This window comes from Neorhizobium galegae bv. orientalis str. HAMBI 540 (assembly GCF_000731315.1).
Lineage (GTDB): Bacteria > Pseudomonadota > Alphaproteobacteria > Rhizobiales > Rhizobiaceae > Neorhizobium > Neorhizobium galegae.
Genome location: NZ_HG938353.1, coordinates 870361 through 888271, shown reverse-complemented (window position 1 = coordinate 888271; position 17911 = coordinate 870361). Strand labels below are relative to the sequence as shown.

General features: G+C 62.6%; 13 protein-coding genes. 10 read left to right on the top strand and 3 right to left on the bottom strand.

Features of this window, described 5'->3' with window-relative positions; all coding sequences use genetic code 11:
* Positions 1 to 53 precede the first annotated feature (53 nt).
* Positions 54 to 1280 (top strand): efflux RND transporter periplasmic adaptor subunit, encoded by a 1227-nt coding sequence (locus RG540_RS04510; protein WP_051909239.1) that lies wholly within the window; start codon positions 54 to 56, stop codon positions 1278 to 1280.
* Positions 1277 to 4402 (top strand): efflux RND transporter permease subunit, encoded by a 3126-nt coding sequence (locus RG540_RS04505; RefSeq protein WP_038585066.1) that lies wholly within the window; start codon positions 1277 to 1279, stop codon positions 4400 to 4402. Before RG540_RS04510 ends, RG540_RS04505 begins: the two co-directional genes overlap by 4 nt.
* A gap of 198 nt (positions 4403 to 4600) precedes the next feature.
* On the opposite strand, the gene blaOXA is transcribed toward RG540_RS04505, so the two are convergent.
* Complete coding sequence (blaOXA, locus tag RG540_RS04500) at positions 4601 to 5425, bottom strand: class D beta-lactamase (protein ID WP_038585063.1); 825 nt, start codon at positions 5423 to 5425, stop codon at positions 4601 to 4603.
* 104 nt (positions 5426 to 5529) lie between these two features.
* Here blaOXA and RG540_RS04495 point away from each other — a divergent pair, with 104 nt between their 5' ends.
* The 5 genes from RG540_RS04495 (at position 5530) to RG540_RS32270 (ending at position 9555) form a co-directional block, all read left to right on the top strand.
* Entirely contained in the window at positions 5530 to 6420 is an 891-nt protein-coding gene (locus RG540_RS04495; protein WP_038593054.1) for a LysR family transcriptional regulator, read from the top strand.
* A 144-nt stretch (positions 6421 to 6564) separates the two neighbouring features.
* A complete protein-coding gene (locus RG540_RS04490; RefSeq protein WP_038585060.1) occupies positions 6565 to 7857 on the top strand; it encodes an Hsp70 family protein in 1293 nt (430 codons plus the stop codon).
* Between the two features lie 253 nt (positions 7858 to 8110).
* Complete coding sequence (locus RG540_RS04485; RefSeq protein WP_038593051.1) at positions 8111 to 9010, top strand: uracil-DNA glycosylase; 900 nt, start codon at positions 8111 to 8113, stop codon at positions 9008 to 9010.
* 176 nt (positions 9011 to 9186) lie between these two features.
* Complete coding sequence (locus tag RG540_RS04480) at positions 9187 to 9378, top strand: hypothetical protein (protein WP_038585057.1); 192 nt, start codon at positions 9187 to 9189, stop codon at positions 9376 to 9378.
* A 27-nt stretch (positions 9379 to 9405) separates the two neighbouring features.
* Positions 9406 to 9555 (top strand): hypothetical protein, encoded by a 150-nt coding sequence (locus RG540_RS32270; RefSeq protein ID WP_155414676.1) that lies wholly within the window; start codon positions 9406 to 9408, stop codon positions 9553 to 9555.
* A 13-nt stretch (positions 9556 to 9568) separates the two neighbouring features.
* On the opposite strand, the gene RG540_RS04475 is transcribed toward RG540_RS32270, so the two are convergent.
* The gene (locus tag RG540_RS04475; RefSeq protein WP_038585055.1) at positions 9569 to 10507 is read right to left on the bottom strand and encodes a DMT family transporter; all 939 of its coding nucleotides are present in this window, start codon (positions 10505 to 10507) and stop codon (positions 9569 to 9571) included.
* 340 nt (positions 10508 to 10847) lie between these two features.
* On the opposite strand from RG540_RS04475, the gene pepN reads away from it, so the two are divergent.
* Entirely contained in the window at positions 10848 to 13496 is a 2649-nt protein-coding gene (gene pepN, locus RG540_RS04470; protein WP_038585052.1) for an aminopeptidase N, read from the top strand.
* 16 nt (positions 13497 to 13512) lie between these two features.
* Here the strand turns inward: pepN and RG540_RS04465 are convergent, their stop codons facing one another.
* Complete coding sequence (locus tag RG540_RS04465; RefSeq protein WP_038585049.1) at positions 13513 to 14076, bottom strand: TetR/AcrR family transcriptional regulator; 564 nt, start codon at positions 14074 to 14076, stop codon at positions 13513 to 13515.
* Between the two features lie 120 nt (positions 14077 to 14196).
* On the opposite strand from RG540_RS04465, the gene RG540_RS04460 reads away from it, so the two are divergent.
* Both RG540_RS04460 and RG540_RS04455 read left to right on the top strand, forming a co-directional pair.
* Positions 14197 to 15399, top strand: a complete 1203-nt coding sequence (locus tag RG540_RS04460; RefSeq protein WP_038585046.1) for an MFS transporter — start codon at positions 14197 to 14199, stop codon at positions 15397 to 15399.
* A 163-nt stretch (positions 15400 to 15562) separates the two neighbouring features.
* Positions 15563 to 17905 carry a PAS domain-containing sensor histidine kinase gene (locus RG540_RS04455; protein WP_051909592.1) on the top strand — a complete coding sequence of 781 codons (2343 nt, stop codon included), beginning with the start codon at positions 15563 to 15565 and terminating at the stop codon, positions 17903 to 17905.
* The last annotated feature ends 6 nt before the right edge of the window (positions 17906 to 17911 follow it).

Genomic DNA, 17911 nt, shown 5'->3' with positions numbered 1-17911 from the left:
GCGGTTCGATGGGCCGATACCATCGAGCACAACCATAGGCGAGCGGTCACCTCATGAAGAAGATCTGGATTTTTGCTGGCATTCTTGTCGCTGCCGGCGTTGCGGGCTGGGAGTTCCGCGATCGGCTTCCCTTTCTCTCACCCTTCATCCAGCAGGCATCCGCCGATACCGGCGACGGCCAGTCGACGGGCACGCAGCGGCGTCGCGGAACAGGCGGTCCGCCGCCGGCGGTGAAGACCGTTGCAGCCACCCGCACCGCCCTGCCAATGGACGTGACCGCCTCGGGCGCGGCCAATGCCGACCAGAATACCACGATCGCCGCACAGCAGCCGGGCATCGTCGTCAGCATCGCTGCGACTGACGGCGCCTTCGTCAAGGCGGGTGACCTGATCGCCAAGCTCGACGACCGCACCGCCAAGGCCGCGCTCGACAAGGACAAGGCGCTGCTGGTCCGCGACCAGGCGACGCTGACCCAGGCTCAAACGGCGCTTGCCCGCGCCAACGACCTGCTGCGCGGCAATGCCGGCACGCAGCAGACCGTCGACCAGGCGAAAGCGGCACAGGACACCGCAGCCGCCACCGTGCAGAGCGACAATGCGGCGATTGTCTCCGATCAGATCGCAATCGACCACACGGACATCCGCGCGCCGTTCAACGGTAGGCTGGGCGATATCGACATCAGCACCGGCGCCTATCTCAGCGCCGGCTCGGCAGTGGTGACGATCGCCAAATACGATCCCATCTATGTGAAATTCCATCTTCCCGAAGCCTATCTCGGCCAACTCAAGCAGGGTTCGACGGCGAATGCGGTAACGGTCGATGCCGTACCGCAGGGCGGCGGCACCTCGGCCAAAGGAATGTTGAGCTTCTTCGACAACACGGTCGATCCGGCTTCGGGCACGATCCTTGCCAAGGCACGGTTCGACAATCCATCCGGAACGCTCTGGCCGGGGCAATCGCTGAATGTCACCGCGCATTTTGAGAGCGACGACAAGGACATCGTGGTGCCGACGGTGGCGGTCAATCCGGGCGTCGACAGCCCGTTCGTTTATGCGGTCGGCGACGACAGGAAGGTTCACGTAACGCCGGTCAAAATTGCCCGCTCCAGTGGTCCGGATACGGCGATTGCCAGCGGGCTGACCGAAGGCGCGCATGTGGTGATCGAGGGCCAGGTGCAGCTCGTCGATGGCGCGACCGTCGTCGAGCAGTTCGGCAACGGCCAGAAGACGGCCGGCGCCAAGGGTAATGATCAGTCGATCGAAGTGGGGGCCGCGCAATGATCCCGCAATTCTGCATCCGCCGCCCAGTCGCCACCACGCTACTTGCCATCGGCGCCGTGCTCGCCGGCATTGCCGGTTATCAACTGCTGCCGGTCGCCGCCCTGCCGCAGGTCGATTTCCCGACCATCAACGTCTCCGCACAGCTGACCGGCGCCTCGCCGCAGACGATGGCGACGGCGGTCTCGACGCCGCTGATCAAGCAGTTCGAGACGATCCCCGGCATCAGCGAGATCAGCGCCACCAACTCGCTCGGCAATACTTCGATCGTGCTGCAGTTCGACCTGAACCGCAATATCGACGCGGCGGCCGCCGACGTGCAGGCGGCGATCTCGCATGCGACCCGGCAGCTGCCCGACAACATGACGACGCCGCCGAGCTACCGCAAGACGAACCCAGCCGACGCGCCGGTCCTGCTCCTGTCGATCCGCAGCGATACGATGCCGCGCAGCAAGATCGACGAGATCGCCGAGGACGTTCTCTCCCCTTCCCTCTCGACGCTTCCCGGCGTAGCGGAAGTGTCGATCTTCGGCGCCCAGACTTATGCGGTGCGCGTCGAGGTCGATCCCAACAAGCTGCAGGCGCGCAATCTCGGCGTCGACAACGTCACCAATGCGATCTCCAACGCCAACAGCCAGGCGCCGGTGGGCTCGCTCGAGAACAACAGCCAGCGGCTGACCATCAATGCCGATACCCAGCGCACCAATGCCGACCAGTTCCGCTCATTGGTGATCGCCAGCCCGAACGGTGCGCCCGTCCATCTCGGCGATGTCGCCAACGTTCAGGACAGCGTTGCCAATCTCGACGCGGGAAGCTGGTATGACGGCAACCAGTCGATCATCCTCGCCATCCAGCGCCAGCCGGACGCCAACACGGTCGATGTCGTCGATTCGGTGCGCGCAAAACTGCCCGGACTTTCCGCCGAGCTGCCGGCGTCGGTGTCGATCAGCGTCATGAACGATTCCTCGACGGCGATCCGCTCCTCGATATCGGACGTGCAGTTCACGCTGATGCTGACGATCGGCCTCGTCGTACTGGTCATCTATCTCTTCCTCGGCCGGATCACCGCCACCCTCGTTCCGGGGCTTGCCGTGCCGCTGTCGCTGATCACCACGTTCGGCGCCATGTATGTGCTCGGCTACAGCATCGACAATATCTCGCTGCTCGGACTGACGCTCTCGGTCGGCCTCGTGGTCGACGATGCGATCGTCATGCTGGAAAACATCATGCGGCATGTCGAGGATGGCATGCCGCCGATGCAGGCGGCCCTGCAGGGGGCAGGTGAAGTCAGTTCGACGATCATTTCCATGTCGGTGTCGCTGATTGCGGTGTTCATCCCAATCCTGTTGATGGGCGGGGTAGTCGGGCGGCTGTTCAACGAGTTCGGCATGGTGGTGGCGCTCGCCATCGTCGCCTCGGCGATCGTCTCACTGACGGTGACGCCGATGCTCGGGTCGCGTCTGTCCGGTGCCGAACATCACCCAGGCCTGCTGGTGCGCATCTTCGATGCCGGCTTCAGCCGCACACTCAAGGGATATGACCGGGCGGTCGGCTGGTGCCTCAGAAACCGAGGGGTCATCCTCCTCGTCTTCCTCGCCTCGGTCGGCGCCTCGGTCTATCTGTTCAGAACGCTGCCGACGAGCTTCTTCCCGCAGGAGGATATCGGCCGCCTGACGATCTCGACCCGCGCCCGCGAGGACATTTCCTATCCGGCGATGCGCGACCTGCAGGCACAGGTGGCTGCCGCCGTGCAGAAAAACCCGGCGGTCAACCACGTCACCTCGATCGTCGGCAGCAATGGCCGCAGCTCGCTCAACAACGGCACGATCTGGGTGGAACTGAAGGACCGCGACCAGCGTCCGCCGCTCGACCAGACGCTGCGCGAACTCCGGCAGGCGACATCCAGGTTCGCCGGCATGAAGACCTTCATCACCCCGCAGCAGAGCCTGCGCTTCGGCGGCCGCGCGACGGCCAGCCAATACCAGCTCGTCGTTCAGGCGCTGAATGCCTCGCAAACCAGCGAATGGTCGGACAAGATCCAGACCGCGATGCGCGCCGACCGAACGCATTTCACCGACGTCACCTCCGACGCGCAGAACAACGCGATCGAAGCCAATATCAAGGTCGACCCGGAAAAGGCGGCGTCGTTCGGGATTACCGACGACGAACTGCGCAAGACGCTGCAGATGGCCTTCGGCGGTTATACGGCCGCCGAAATCCAGTCGACCGGTGACAGCTACGACGTCATCACCGAGTTCGACAATACCCAGCAGTGGAATGACCAGATGCTGCAGGGTGTCAGGGTGATGTCCTCGAACGGCTCGCTGGTGCCGCTCTCGAATTTTGCGACGGTCGTGCGCCAGACGGCGCCGGTCACCATCAACCAGACCGGCCAGCTGGTCTCGACGACCGTATCGTTCAACCTGCCGGCCGGCGTGTCGCTCTCCGATGCGACGGCGGCGATCGACCAGATCAAGACTCAGCTGCAGATGCCGAATGACGTGTTCACCTCCTATGGCGGCACGGCGCAGATCTTTCAGCAGAGCCAGGGCAATACGCCGCTGCTGATTCTCGCTGCGGTGCTGACCATCTATGTGGTCCTCGGCGTGCTCTACGAGAGCTTCATCCACCCGCTGACGATCCTGTCGGGCCTTCCGGCTGCGGCCTTCGGAGCGTTGCTGGCACTGAAGCTGTTCGGCTTCGACCTGTCGATCATCGCGCTGATCGGACTGCTGATGCTGATCGGCATCGTCAAGAAGAACGCGATCATGATGATCGACGTGGCGGTGGAAACGATGCGCTCGAAGGGAGAAACGGCGGCCGTCGCGATCCACGAAGCCTGCGTACGGCGTTTCCGGCCGATCATGATGACGACCTTCTGCGCCCTGCTCGGGGCGCTGCCGATCGCGCTCGGCACCGGTGCCTCGTCGGAACTGCGCCAGCCGCTCGGCGTCGCTGTGGTCGGCGGCCTGATCGTTTCCCAGGCGCTGACGCTGTTCATCACGCCCGTCATCTTCGTGGAAATGGACCGGTTCGGGCGGTTCCTCGGGAGGCTTTGGTCGAAGAAGGACAAGGACCTGCACGAGGCAAACGACGACGCGCCGACGCAGATCGCCGCGGAGTGACGCCCCTGACCGCCGCCCCAAAAAGGGCCGGCGGGCAAGCGCCAGTGCAGGTAACCTTAACCGATAACCTGAACGGACGACTCCGTTTGCATTAGCCACTGCTAAAGCTTCTTATAGGTGGCGCAGCGCAGTGTTGCGTACGCGCTGGGCGGTCGGGCTTGGGGGTCGCCCGGCCGCTTTCAGCTTCAGGCCGAGAGCCTAGAACCCTTCCGCCAGTTTCGGGAAATCCTTGATCAGCCCATCCCGCACCACGAAGCTGATCGGCTCGTTCGGATACCGCTTGGTATCGACCAGCAGCCTTGCGAAGATGACACGCCGTTCGTCCTTCATTGCCCAGCCGACGAACCAGCCGAGCGGGCGGTCGTAATCCACCTTGCCGGCCTTGTCGCGCAGCCAGCCGGAACCGGTCTTGCCCTGGATGTCCCAGCCGTCGCCGGCCTCGAAATGCGGCACGATCGCCAGCGTCATGTCGACCGCATGTTCGGAGATCGGCAGGCCGCCATTCAGGAACCGGCGCAGGAACCGCACCTGCTCGTCCGCCGAAATCTTCAACGACGACATCAGCCAGGATTCGGTCAATCCGTCGGTATTGCCTGGGCCGCCGGAGACATCGCGATTGCCGTAACCGAAGCGCTGGATGTAGTCCGCAAACTTGGGCTTGCCGAGCTTGCGGGCGACTTCCTGCGAGTACCAGACGATCGAGTCCTTTTCCCATATCACCGGATCGACATCCTTCTTCACCCGCTCCGGGCCACCGAACTTCGCCTGGTATTTCCAGCGCGGGTTCTGGGCGTCGGTCAGAATGCCGGCATCATAGCCCATCATGGCCAAAGGCAGTTTGAAGGTCGACTGGGGATAAAAGCCCTGATCGCAGGTGCCCTGGCGGTAAAGCGCGTCGCCGCTGTCCTCGTCGATGATGACGGTGCAGCGGATCGGGTCGGCGGCACCAGCGGAGGTGCAATCGAGAAAAGTCACGATAATTCCGAGAGAAAATGCCAGAAGAAAAGAATTTCTGAAAGCCATCGAGGTGCTCCAATTGGGGTGACGCGGCTTTTCTAGGTCGGCTTGCAAGCCCCAATCAAACGATGATATCTGCGGTCAGGCATGAATCAAATTAGGGCATGGCCATGGTTCGACCATATTTGCCGCTGAACGCGCTGCGCGCCTTCGAGGCGGCCGCCCGGCATCTCTCCTTCACCCGCGCATCGATCGAGCTCTGCGTCACCCAGGCCGCCGTCAGCCATCAGGTGAAGCTGCTCGAAGAGCGGCTCGGCGTGACCCTGTTCCGGCGCCTGCCGCGTGGGCTGATGATCACCGAGGAAGGCCTGGCGCTGCTGCCGGCGCTGCAGGACAGTTTCGACCGCATGGCCGCCATGCTGGAGCGCTTTGAAGACGGGCATGTGCGCGAGGTGCTGAAGCTCGGGGCGGTCGGCACGCTGGCGGTCGGCTGGCTGCTGCCGCGGCTTTCCGACTTCCGCGAGAAATACCCGTTCATCGATCTCAGGCTTTCCACCAACAACAACCGCGTCGACATCGCCGCCGAGGGTCTCGACTACACGATCAAGTTCGGCAACGGCGCCTGGCACGATATCGAGGCGGAACCGCTGTTCGAGGCGCCGCTGTCCGTCCTCTGCATTCCGGCGATCGCAAGGCAGCTCAAGACCCCGGAAGACGTGGCGCACCAGGTGCTGCTGCGCTCCTACCGCGCCGACGAATGGCCGGGCTGGTTCGAGGCCGCGCATGTCGCCCCGCCGCAGATCCGCGGGCTGGTGTTCGACAGTTCCGTGCTGATGGTCGAGGCGGCGATACAAGGGGCCGGCGTGGCGCTGGCTCCTCCCCTGATGTTCTCCCGCCAGCTTGCCGCCGGCATGATCGAACAACCGTTTCCAATCACTATTTCCAAGGGCAGTTACTGGCTGACGCGGCTCAAATCCCGCAGCGTGACGCCGGCCATGGAAATGTTTAGGAATTGGCTTGTGCAACAGGCGGCGGAGACGCGGCGGCAGTTGGAAATCTAGGGCTTTCGGGGGTTGCCATCCCGGCGACCTTGTGCGATCACCCGCCCTCTCAAAAATTCCGGGGTGCCAGAAGCGCCCTTTTTCGCGTTCGAAGCCTTGTCGGCTTCGGTTCAATGATTTTCGACGGATAAAAGGAGCACGGCGATGGCACGGGCGCTCGGGCTTGATTTCGGCACGACCAATACGGTTCTGGCACTGGCGGATGGCGGCAGCACCACGCATTCGATGCGCTTCACCAGCAGCGCCGGCGAGAGCGATTCGATGCGCACCGCACTTTCCTTCATGAAGGATCCGGTGATGGGGGCGCAGGCGCTGAAGGTCGAGGCAGGCCAGGCGGCGATCCGCCAGTTCATCGACAATCCCGGCGATTGTCGTTTCCTGCAGTCGATCAAGACGTTTGCGGCAAGCGCGCTCTTCCAGGGCACGCTTGTGTTTGCCCGCCGGCACGTCTTCGAGGACCTGATGGAAATTTTCCTGAAGCGCCTGAAGATCTACGCGGACGACAGCTGGCCGAGCGACGTGTCGCGGGTGATCGCCGGACGGCCGGTGCATTTCGCCGGCGCCAATCCGGATCCGAAGCTTGCGACCGAACGCTACAACGAGGCGCTGACCCGGCTCGGCTTTCCGGAAATCCACTATGTCTACGAGCCAGTCGCGGCCGCCTATTATTTCGCCCAGACGCTGAAGAGCGATGCCACCGTCCTCGTCGCCGATTTCGGCGGCGGCACCACCGACTATTCGCTGATCCGCTTCGAAACCAGGGCCGGCAAGTTGACCGCCACCCCGATCGGCCATTCCGGCGTCGGCGTCGCGGGCGACCATTTCGACTACCGGATGATCGACAACCTGGTGTCCCCGGAAATCGGCAAGGGCAGCAAGTTCAAGAGTTTCGACAAGGTACTGGACGTGCCGGCCGGTTATTACGTCAATTTCGGCCGCTGGAACCAGCTGTCGATCTTCAAGACCACGCGCGAATTCACCGACCTCAAATCGCTGGTGCGCTCGGCGCTGGAGCCGGAAAAGCTCGAACTGTTTGTCGATCTCGTCGACCACGACGAGGGTTATCCGCTCTACCAGGCGATTTCGGCAACCAAGATGGCGCTGTCGGGAGCCGAGGAAGCGGAATTCAACTTTGCGCCGCTTGGGCGTGCCGGCCGCAAGATGGTCAAGCGCTCCGATTTCGAAGGCTGGATCGCCGAAGACCTCGGCCGCATCGAAGGCGCGCTCGACGAGGTGCTGGAAAAGACTGGCACCGCACCTTCCGAGATCGACAAGGTGTTCCTGACCGGCGGCACCTCCTTCGTGCCGGCCGTGCGCAGCATCTTCACGCGGCGATTCGATGCGAGCAAGATCGAGACCGGCGGCGAATTGCTGTCGATTGCCCACGGCCTGGCGCTGATCGGCGAGAGCGACGATATCGGACAATGGGCGGCTTGAGGGCGGCATACTCCCACTGACCTCCCCCCTTGAGGGGGAGATGTCACCGAAGGTGACAGAGGGGGTAGCGACGGTGCGGCAAAACATTCGGCCAATGAATCTGCCGAGAGGTTACCCCCCTCTGCCCTGCCGGGCATCTCCCCCTCAAGGGGGGAGATGCCCGGCAAGACGCTCCGTCTCCGTCCACAGGCCGTCGCCCATTCGAGCCAAAACCGGTTCCCTCTCCCACGCCACATGCTGTAGTGTGAATCCGATGAACCTCGCCAAAGACATGGACGCTCCCGAGCTCGCCGCCCTTCTGCATTTCTATGCGGATGCGGGTGTCGAGTGGCTTGTCGAGGATGAGCCGGTCGACCGGTTCGCGCAATTTGCGGCCCAGAAGGCAGCGCAGGCCGAAGCGCGAGCGCCGGCGTCTGCCCGGCAGCAGCAGCCGACGAACTATGAGCAGGCGCCGACCTCCCAGGCAGCCGCGGCAACGCCAAAACGCACCACGCCAACCACACGCGCGTCAGCACCTCCACCCGCCTCCGCGCCCGTATCGGTACCAGACGAACAGGCAGTCGCCTCGGCGCGATTCGCGGCCGAAAGCGCCCGGTCGCTCGACGAGCTCAAAACCGCGCTCGAAGCCTTCAACGGCTGCAACCTGAAGAACGGCGCGCGCAACACGGTGTTTGCGAGCGGCAACCCCGCTTCCGGCATCATGGTCATCGGCCCGATGCCGAATGCTGACGACGACCGTGACGGCATTCCCTTCTCCGGACGGCAAGGGCAGTTGCTGGACCGCATGCTCGGCGCGATCGGGCTTTCCCGCGACGGCGTTCTGCTCACCAATGTCATCCCCTGGCGGCCGCCGGGTAACCGCATGCCCTCGCAGGCCGAGATGGATATCTGCCGGCCGTTCCTGGAGCGCCAGGTGGCGCTCGCCGAACCGAAACTGCTGCTGCTGCTCGGCAATTTTCCTGCCCGTTTCTTCTTCGGCGGCAATGGCACGATCCATTCGATGCGCGGCGAATGGCGCGATCTCTCCTTCGGCGGAATCACCGTGTCGGCGATCGCCACGCTGCATCCGCAGGAACTGCTGGCGGCACCCGCCAACAAGGCGCTGGCCTGGCAGGACCTGCTGATGTTCAAAATGCGGTTTTCCGGGCACTGAATGCCCGCATTTCAGGCAGAATTGCCCAAAATTTGCTTAAGGTTACGGAAATATGAAGGCTGCCATGCAACCCACGCATGGCAGTGCGGCGTTTCGCTGCATTGCAGAATCGATGTTGCGCTGCAATATAAGCGGTGTGTCTTGGGAGGAATTCTAGGTTTAAGGAACCAAGGCCAATGACGACCCGCTTCCGCCCGATCCATTCGGGTTTCGAAACTCTTCGCATCGCCGGCCTGTCGCCGCGCTCGACGAAGGGCTATCACCATTTCGGCTCTGCGACGAACGAACAGCTGACCTCCTGCGCCATGGCGCGTCCGGTCGGCATCACCCGTCCCGCTTCGATCTTCAACGATTTCCGCGAACGTTGATCGCGCGGCACCAGGGAAGCATCAGCCATGACGGCCATTTTCCACCCGATCCGCATCCTGCGTGAGAACTTTTCTCATATCGGCGCTGCCGTGAACGCCTCGCGCGAATATAGCCGTGCGGGCGCTGCGCGCGCCTGCGCCGAGACCAATCCGGTCACCGCGGCCATTCCGCTCTAAACCTCCGGCTTGATCAAGCCCCCGGCGGCGATGCCTTGCGCGCCGCCTTCCGCTCGAGCCCCAGCTGGTGCTCGCGGTAGATGATGAAAATCCCCGCCGACACAGTGATCGCCGTTCCGACCAGCATGGCCGCCGTCGGCACATCTCCGAACAGAACATAGGCGATGCCGATCCCGAGCAGGATCGAGGTGTATTCGAACGGCGCCACCGTCGAGACATCCGCGTTGCGGTAACTTTCCGTCAGCAGGATCTGGCCGATGCCGCCGCAAAAGCCGGCGCCAATCAGAAAAAGCTTTTCCGGCATCGTCAGCGCCGCCCAGCCGAAAGGCAGGCTCGCAAGAGAAAACAGCGCCCCCGATAGCGAGAAATAGAGCACGATCGTCGCCGTCTTTTCGGTGCGCACGAGCTGGCGCGTCTGGATCATCGCAAAGCCGGCCAGCACTGCCGAGAGGATGACGGAGGCGGCGCCCATCGCCTGTTCCGAACCCATTCCGCCCTGTTCGAACATGGTGAGCTTCGGCCAGGAGATGATCACCACCCCGACCATGCCGACCATGACTGCGCTCCAGCGGTAAATGCGCACCGTCTCCTTCAGGAAGATCGCTGCGAAGACGACGGCCAGGAGCGGCGAGGAATAACCGATCGCGATTGCATCCGGCATCGGCAGGTGGACTAGACCGTAAAAGCCGAAAACCATCGACAGGATGCCGAGAAAGCCGCGTTTCACATGGCCGGTCAGACTGTTCGTGTGGAAGGCGCCGCGCAACTCGCCCTGGAAGGCGAGATAGACCATGATCGGCACGAGCGCGAAAGCGGAGCGGTAGAAAGTGATCTGTCCGGCCGGAATATCGGGACCTGCCGATTTGATACAGGTCTGCATCATCACGAAGATCACCACGGAGGTGACTTTGAACATGATCCCGCGTAGGGGATTCAGGGCATCGGCGGACATCAACAACTCATGGAGATTTCTGGGGGAATTTTGGCGGAAATCCAGTCCGCGCTGACAGGACGTGTTGGAGAGGCAATCCGGGGAGATTCAGTTTGGCGGCAAAGTAACGGAAAAGTGCCGTGAGGGGGATCAAATCTGATGATAGGTCGATCAATATCCGTGACCTTGTGAAAGATTGCGCGAAATATACTGGATCGAAATGACGCTTTATTTTAGCCAAAGTTTCAACAATCGTTTAGCATTGCGTGCAATTATCCGCGCGGCGACGGGTGTGTGCCAGTTCGACGGGAGTGCTGCGAAGCGCCCGAAACCAATTTGAAGAGCCGGTTCAGGAAGCAATATGCGAACAGATACGGGCCAGATCGTTCATCTGGCAGATTACCGCCCCACCGACTTTGTCCTGGAACGCGTCGATCTGACCTTCGAGCTCGACCCCACCAACACCAAGGTTGATGCGCGGTTGATCTTCCACCGGCGCGAAGGTGTCGACCTCTCGGCGCCGCTGGTGCTGGATGGCGACGAACTGACGCTGTCTGGACTGCTGCTCGACCAGAACGAAGTGCCTGCGGCGCAATACGATGTGACGCCGGAAAGCCTAACGATCCGTGACCTGCCGGCCGAATCTCCGTTCGAAATCACCGTCACCACCTATATCAATCCGGAAGCCAACAGCCAGCTGATGGGCCTCTACCGCACGAACGGGATCTACTGCACCCAGTGCGAGGCGGAAGGTTTCCGCCGCATCAGCTATTTCCCGGACCGGCCGGACGTGCTGGCGCCCTATACGATCACCATTATCGGCGACAAGGCCGCCAATCCGGTCATGCTGTCGAACGGTAATTTCTTAGGGGGAGCCGGCTATGACGAGGGCCGCGCGTTCGCCGCCTGGTTCGACCCGCATCCGAAGCCGAGCTACCTCTTTGCACTGGTTGCCGGCGATCTCGGCGTGGTCGAGGACACGTTCGTCACCATGTCCGAGCGTGAAGTGACGCTGAAGATCTATGTGGAGCACGGCAAGGAGGCGCGTGCGGCCTATGCCATGGATGCGCTGAAGCGCTCGATGAAATGGGACGAGGAGCGATTCGGCCGCGAATACGACCTCGACATCTTCATGATCGTCGCCGTATCCGACTTCAACATGGGGGCCATGGAGAACAAGGGTCTCAACGTCTTCAACGACAAATACGTGCTGGCCGACCCGGAAATCGCGACCGACCAGGACTATGCCAATATCGAGGCGATCATCGCCCACGAATATTTCCACAACTGGACCGGCAACCGCATCACCTGCCGCGACTGGTTTCAGCTCTGCCTCAAGGAAGGCCTGACGGTCTATCGCGACCACGAGTTTTCCGCTGACCAGCGCTCGCGTGCCGTCAAGCGCATCGCCGAGGTGCGGCACCTGAAATCGGAACAGTTCCCGGAAGACGCAGGCCCGCTCGCGCATCCGGTCCGCCCGACCAAATACCGCGAAATCAACAATTTCTACACGACCACCGTCTACGAAAAGGGCTCGGAAGTCACCCGGATGATCGCCACGCTGCTTGGCCGCGACGATTTCAAGGCTGGCATGGACCTCTATTTCGAGCGCCATGACGGCCAGGCCGTGACGGTCGAGGATTTCGTCAAGTCGTTCGAGGATGCGAGCGGCCGCGACCTTACGCAGTTCTCGCTCTGGTACCACCAGGCCGGCACGCCTCTCGTCACCGTGTCGAGCGACTATGACCAGGCAAGCGGCACCTTCAAACTATCGCTCGAGCAGATGATCCCGGCAACCCCTGGCCAGACGGCCAAGGAACCGATGCACATCCCGCTCTCCTTCGCGCTCATCCTCGACAACGGCTCGCCGGCAGTGCCAACCAAGGTCGCGGGTGGCGAAGTCACCGGCGATGTGCTGCATCTGACCGAGCGCCGGCAGAGCTTCACCTTCACGGGCGTCTCCTCCCGTCCGGTCCTATCGCTCAACCGTTCGTTCTCGGCGCCGATCAACCTGCATCTCGACCAGACGCCGGCCGATCTTGCCCATATCGCCCGCCACGACACCGATCTCTTCGCCCGCTGGCAGGCGCTGACCGACCTTGCGCTGCCGAACCTGATGCACGCGGCGCGCGACGCGCGTGACGGGAAGGAAATCACCTGCGATCCGTCTTTCGTCGCGGCCCTTCTGGAAGCCGCCGGCGATGAGACGCTCGAACCTGCGTTCCGCGCCCAGGCCCTGACGCTGCCGAGCGAGGCGGACATTGCCCGCGAACTCGGCGGCAACAACGACCCGGATGCGATCCATGCCGGCCGCGACGCCATTCTTTCGGAGATCGCCAAGGCCGGAACCAAGACTTTCCTGCGCCTGTTCGAAGACATGAAGGTCGATGGCGCCTTCACGCCGGATGCGGCAAGCGCCGGCAAGCGCTCGCTGCGCAACACCGCGCTGTCCTATCTCACCTATGCGGAAGGAACGCCAGCCCGCGCGGCCGCAGCCTTCGCATCCGCCGACAACATGACCGATCTCGCGCAAGCGCTGGCGGTGCTCGCCCATCGTTTCCCGGACGCGCCGGAAACGACAAACGCGCTCGCCACGTTCCTCGCACGCTTCGACGGCAACGCTCTTGTCGTCGACAAGTGGTTCTCGACCCAGGCGACCATTCCCGGTGCGGGTGCGCTTGCCCGCGTCAGGGCGCTGATGGAAAACCCGCGTTTCATCGCCACCAATCCGAACCGGGTGCGGTCGCTGATCGGCACGTTCGCCTTCGGCAATCCGACCGGCTTCAACCGCGCCGACGGCGAAGGTTACAGGTTCCTGGCCGAGCAGATCCTGGCGATCGACCCGCGCAATCCACAGCTCGCCGCCCGCATCCTGACCTCGATGCGCTCCTGGCGGTCGCTGGAACCGCAGCGCGCCGATCATGCGCGCGCAGCGCTGACCACGATCGAACAGACCCCAACGCTTTCGACCGACGTGCGCGACATCGTCGAGCGGATGCTGAAAGGTTGAGCCTGAAGCGCCGGCTTCAAGCGCCGGCGCATTTTTCCAGGAAGCGGGAGACCAGCGAGCGGCAATAGTCGATCGTCAGTTCGCGGTCGCGGAACAGGATGTGGTAGATGATCGGCGCGATGACGGCGTCGATCGCTTCGCTGACGTCGAAGGCTTTCTCGCCGCGCGTCAGGGCGCGCTCGCGCAAGGTCTCCAGGTGATCATAGGTGAACTGGCAGCAGCGGCCCGCCGCGGCGCCTTCTATGCTGCCCAGCACGTCCGCCAGCATCGAGCGGCCAACCTTGGATGACATTTCCTCGGCATATTGGAGAATGAAGGTTTCGAGGTCGGACCCCATCGCGCCGGTGTCTTCCGGGTCGGCGACCGGCCGCATGCGCGCAACCGCGACATCCGCCAGGAGTTCGGACAGATCGCCCCAGCGGCGATAGATGGTCGACGGCGTCACACCGGATTTTTCGGCGATCATCGGCACAGTGATCGCGCCGCGATCCATGGTCTTCAGCATATCCCGTACCGTGCGATGCACCTCCGACTGGATGCGCGCACTGCGCCCACCCTGGCGCACCATTTCCCTGGCCATTTTGTTCTCCTTGCCGGCACATGCCGGAATATGAAATTCCTTAATGCAAAGATATTGCATTAATCCGGCAATGCAACTATATCCCGTTAACGCTAAAAAATTGCGTTAAGGTGAACCGCCATGAGCAGTATCCTCCCCTCGCCCAATTCCCCATCCGCTTTCCGGATGACGGTCTACAGTTTTATCTTCGCGGTACTGATCTCCGCGACCAGCAGCGCGCCAACGCCGCTTTACCATCTCTACCAGCAGCTCTTTCATCTCTCCCCGGCGATGATCACCCTGATCTTCGGTTCCTATTCTTTCGCGCTGCTCGCGGCGCTTCTGACGGTCGGCGGGCTTTCGGACTATCTCGGCCGCCGGCCGCTGATCCTGCTGGCGCTGATCTTCAACGCCGCGGCGCTGATCGTCTTCATGCTGGCTGAATCAGGCACGACGCTGCTCGTCGGCCGTATCGTCCAGGGTTTCGCGACCGGCATCGCCTTCCCGACCTTCGGGGCGACGATCCTCGATACCGACAAGCGCAGAGGCTCGACACTCAACAGCATCACCGCCTTCCTCGGCCTGATGGTCGGCACGCTCGCCGCTGGCACGCTCGTCGCTTTCGCGCCCGCGCCGACACATCTCATCTACGCGCTTCTTTTCATCGCGACGGTCGCCGGCATCATCGCGCTTGCCCTCATGCCGGAGACGATCACCGGACGGCCAGGAGCGCTCGCCGCCATGCGCCCGCATATTAGCGTACCGCAGCGAGCCCGCGCGACGCTTCTCAAGGTCACGCCGGTCAATATCGCCGGCTGGGCGCTCGGGGGCTTCTATCTGTCGCTGATGCCGACACTGGTCGCCGTTGTGACCGGCATTACCTCACCGTTCGTCGGCGGCACGGTCGTCGCCGCACTGATGCTGAGCGCCACCGCCTCGGTCTTCATCTTCCGCACATGGGCACCACAGCGGGTTCTCTTTACCGGCGCGACCATGCTGATCATCGGCGTCCTGATCACGCTCTCCGGGATATACCTTGAGGCCGTCGAGCTTCTCTTCCTCGGCACCGCGGCCGCCGGCCTCGGCTTCGGATCGATCTTCTCAAACATTCTGAAGATCGTCCTGCCGCTTGCCGAAAGCCACGAACGAGCCGGCCTGTTCGCGGCCTTCCTGGTCGAGAGCTACCTCGCTTTCTCGATCCCCGCGATCGCCGCGGGACTGATCGCGCCCACGCTCGGCCTCTCCAATACCGCGTATATCTATGGCAGTGCAATCATCACGCTGGCGGTGATTTCGATCGCGGCCACCCGCACCAGCCTTTCCGAAAGCCCGGCCGTCTCCTGAGACAGCCGGTTTTCCGTCCCGCGGGACTCTTCCGATTCGCAATTGAATCAAAACGTTAAAAAAATCTTAGCAAGCCTCTGGACACGAAGAATCACTAATGATTCATTAAGGCAGATTCGGGCGAGCGGCGCGGCGAATCACCATGAGGGACACCATGAAAACCATGTCGGACGTGCAGCGGGCAACCGCGGCCGAGGGGCGGCTGCGTCTTAAATTTCCGAGCCTTGGAAATTTGCGGCGGGCCATTCCTGACGAGGCGCGGCTCTCCGTCAAACCCATCGCACGGCAGCTGCCGCGGGTGGAGCTCGTTCTCAAGCGTTCGATCCCTCTTCTCATCATCGCATTCCTCACCGTCGTCGCCGCCTCGCGTATTCTCGGCATCGTCTCCGAATACACGCGGATGGAAAACGCCGCTCGGCAATCGACCGCTCTGATGGCAGCCGCGGCTAGCGCTGCCTTTGCCAGTGATGCGACGGCGCTCATCGGCCGCGACCGCGCTGCAGCGGAAAAACGCCTCGGCGCTTTCCTGCCCCAGGAGCATCTGGGGGCGGACGCCTTCTTTCTTTTCGTCGACGAGACCGGCCGTATCTTCGGCGGCACCAAGCAGGCGGCCAGCTATATCGGCAGGCGCCTGACCTCCGTCCTGCCGGAAACCGCGGCACTGCGGCGGTTCGGCGACGAGAGCGGTGTGATCGAGACTTATTTCGGCGAAATCCCGCATTACGCGGCCATCGAGACGGTCGGCAGCGAAGGCGCGCTGATCGTGGCGGCCTATTCGATGGAGAGCATCAATCTGGCATGGCGTCACGACGTCTCGCTCAACGTCACGCTTTTCACCGGCATTTCGGCGATCCTGCTGATCATCCTCTATGCCTATTACATGCAGGTGAAACGCGCTCGCGAGGCCGACGAGACCTTCGTCGAATCCAATCTGCGTATCGAGACCGCATTGTCGCGCGGCCGTTGCGGGCTGTGGGATTTCGATGTCAGCAACCGGCGCCTGTTCTGGTCGGGATCGATGTACGAGATGCTCGGCCTGCCCCCCGCCGGCAATGTCATTTCGTTTACCGACGCGGCCCGGATGATGCACCCGACCGACGGTAATATCTATGCGCTCGCCCGCGCCATCAGCCGCGGCAATGCCAAGCAGGTCGACCAGGTTTTTCGCATGCGCCATGCGGCCGGCCATTACGTGTGGATGCGCGCCCGCGCCCAGCTGGTGAAGACCAGTCAGGGCCGCACCCATGTCATCGGCATCGCCATGGACGTGACCGAACAGCATCGCCTCGCCCAGCGCTACGCCGAAGCCGACCAGCGCCTCGCGGATGCGATCGAATGCACGTCCGAAGCCTTCGTGCTGTGGGACAAGAACGACCGGCTGGTGATGTGCAACACCCATTTCCAGCAGGCTTACGGTCTGCCCGACAGCGTGCTTGTGCCCGGCACCGAACGGCATGCGGTCAACGCCGCAGCAGCGCGACCGGTGATCGAACGCCGAGTTGCAGACCCGGACGGTAGCGGCCTTTCGCGCACCACCGAAGTGCAGCTCGCCGACGAGCGCTGGCTGCAGATCAACGAGCGCCGCACCCGCGACGGTGGCCTGGTCTCGGTCGGCACCGACATCACGCTGCTGAAACGCCACCAGGAGCGGCTGCGCGACAGCGAGCGCCGGCTGATGGCGACGATCGGCGACCTTTCTTCCTCTCAGAAGAAGCTGGAGCGCCAGAAATCCGAGCTTTCGATCGCCAACGCCAACTACCAGGCGGAGAAGGAACGCGCCGAGGCTGCCAACAAGGCCAAGTCGGAATTTCTCGCCAACATGTCGCACGAGCTCAGAACGCCGCTCAATGCGATCCTCGGCTTCTCGGAAATCCTCGCCAACGGCATGTTCGGGCCGCTCGGTTCGCCGAAATATTCGGAATATTCCAAGGACATCCACGACAGCGGCAAACATCTGCTCAACGTCATCAACGACATCCTCGACATGTCGAAGATCGAGGCCGGCCATATGCGCATTCAGTGCGAGGCGGTCGACCTGAAGCCGCTGATCGAGGAAAGCCTGCGACTGACCACGATTTCCGCCCAGGACAAGGAGATCGCCATCCATCAGCGCCTGTGCGACAGCCTCCACATGGTGGCCGACCGCCGCGCGCTGAAACAGGTGCTGCTCAACATTCTCTCCAACGCAGTGAAATTCACCAACTACGGCGGCAGGATCGAGCTGCGTGCCCGCAAACTGGAAAAAGGGGTGCTGCTGACGATCGCCGACACCGGCATCGGCATTCCGATGGAGGCGCTCAACAAGATCGGCCAGCCGTTCGAGCAGGTGCAGAGCCAATATGCCAAGAGCAAGGGCGGTTCGGGATTGGGGCTTGCCATTTCCCGCTCGCTGATCGGCCTGCACGGCGGCAAGATGCGGATCCGTTCACGGGTCGGCGAAGGCACTGTCGTCTCGCTGCTTATTCCTGACCAGCCTCTGCTGGTTAGTCGCAAGCGGGTGGCCTGAGGATCG

Coding starts and splice junctions, on each gene's coding strand:
- RG540_RS04510 (WP_051909239.1), top strand. CDS start 54: ATGAAGAAGATCTGGATTTTTGCTGGCATTCTTGTCGCTGCCGGCGTT.
- RG540_RS04505 (WP_038585066.1), top strand. CDS start 1,277: ATGATCCCGCAATTCTGCATCCGCCGCCCAGTCGCCACCACGCTACTT.
- blaOXA (WP_038585063.1), bottom strand. CDS start 5,425: ATGGCTTTCAGAAATTCTTTTCTTCTGGCATTTTCTCTCGGAATTATC.
- RG540_RS04495 (WP_038593054.1), top strand. CDS start 5,530: ATGGTTCGACCATATTTGCCGCTGAACGCGCTGCGCGCCTTCGAGGCG.
- RG540_RS04490 (WP_038585060.1), top strand. CDS start 6,565: ATGGCACGGGCGCTCGGGCTTGATTTCGGCACGACCAATACGGTTCTG.
- RG540_RS04485 (WP_038593051.1), top strand. CDS start 8,111: ATGAACCTCGCCAAAGACATGGACGCTCCCGAGCTCGCCGCCCTTCTG.
- RG540_RS04480 (WP_038585057.1), top strand. CDS start 9,187: ATGACGACCCGCTTCCGCCCGATCCATTCGGGTTTCGAAACTCTTCGC.
- RG540_RS32270 (WP_155414676.1), top strand. CDS start 9,406: ATGACGGCCATTTTCCACCCGATCCGCATCCTGCGTGAGAACTTTTCT.
- RG540_RS04475 (WP_038585055.1), bottom strand. CDS start 10,507: ATGTCCGCCGATGCCCTGAATCCCCTACGCGGGATCATGTTCAAAGTC.
- pepN (WP_038585052.1), top strand. CDS start 10,848: ATGCGAACAGATACGGGCCAGATCGTTCATCTGGCAGATTACCGCCCC.
- RG540_RS04465 (WP_038585049.1), bottom strand. CDS start 14,076: ATGGCCAGGGAAATGGTGCGCCAGGGTGGGCGCAGTGCGCGCATCCAG.
- RG540_RS04460 (WP_038585046.1), top strand. CDS start 14,197: ATGAGCAGTATCCTCCCCTCGCCCAATTCCCCATCCGCTTTCCGGATG.
- RG540_RS04455 (WP_051909592.1), top strand. CDS start 15,563: ATGTCGGACGTGCAGCGGGCAACCGCGGCCGAGGGGCGGCTGCGTCTT.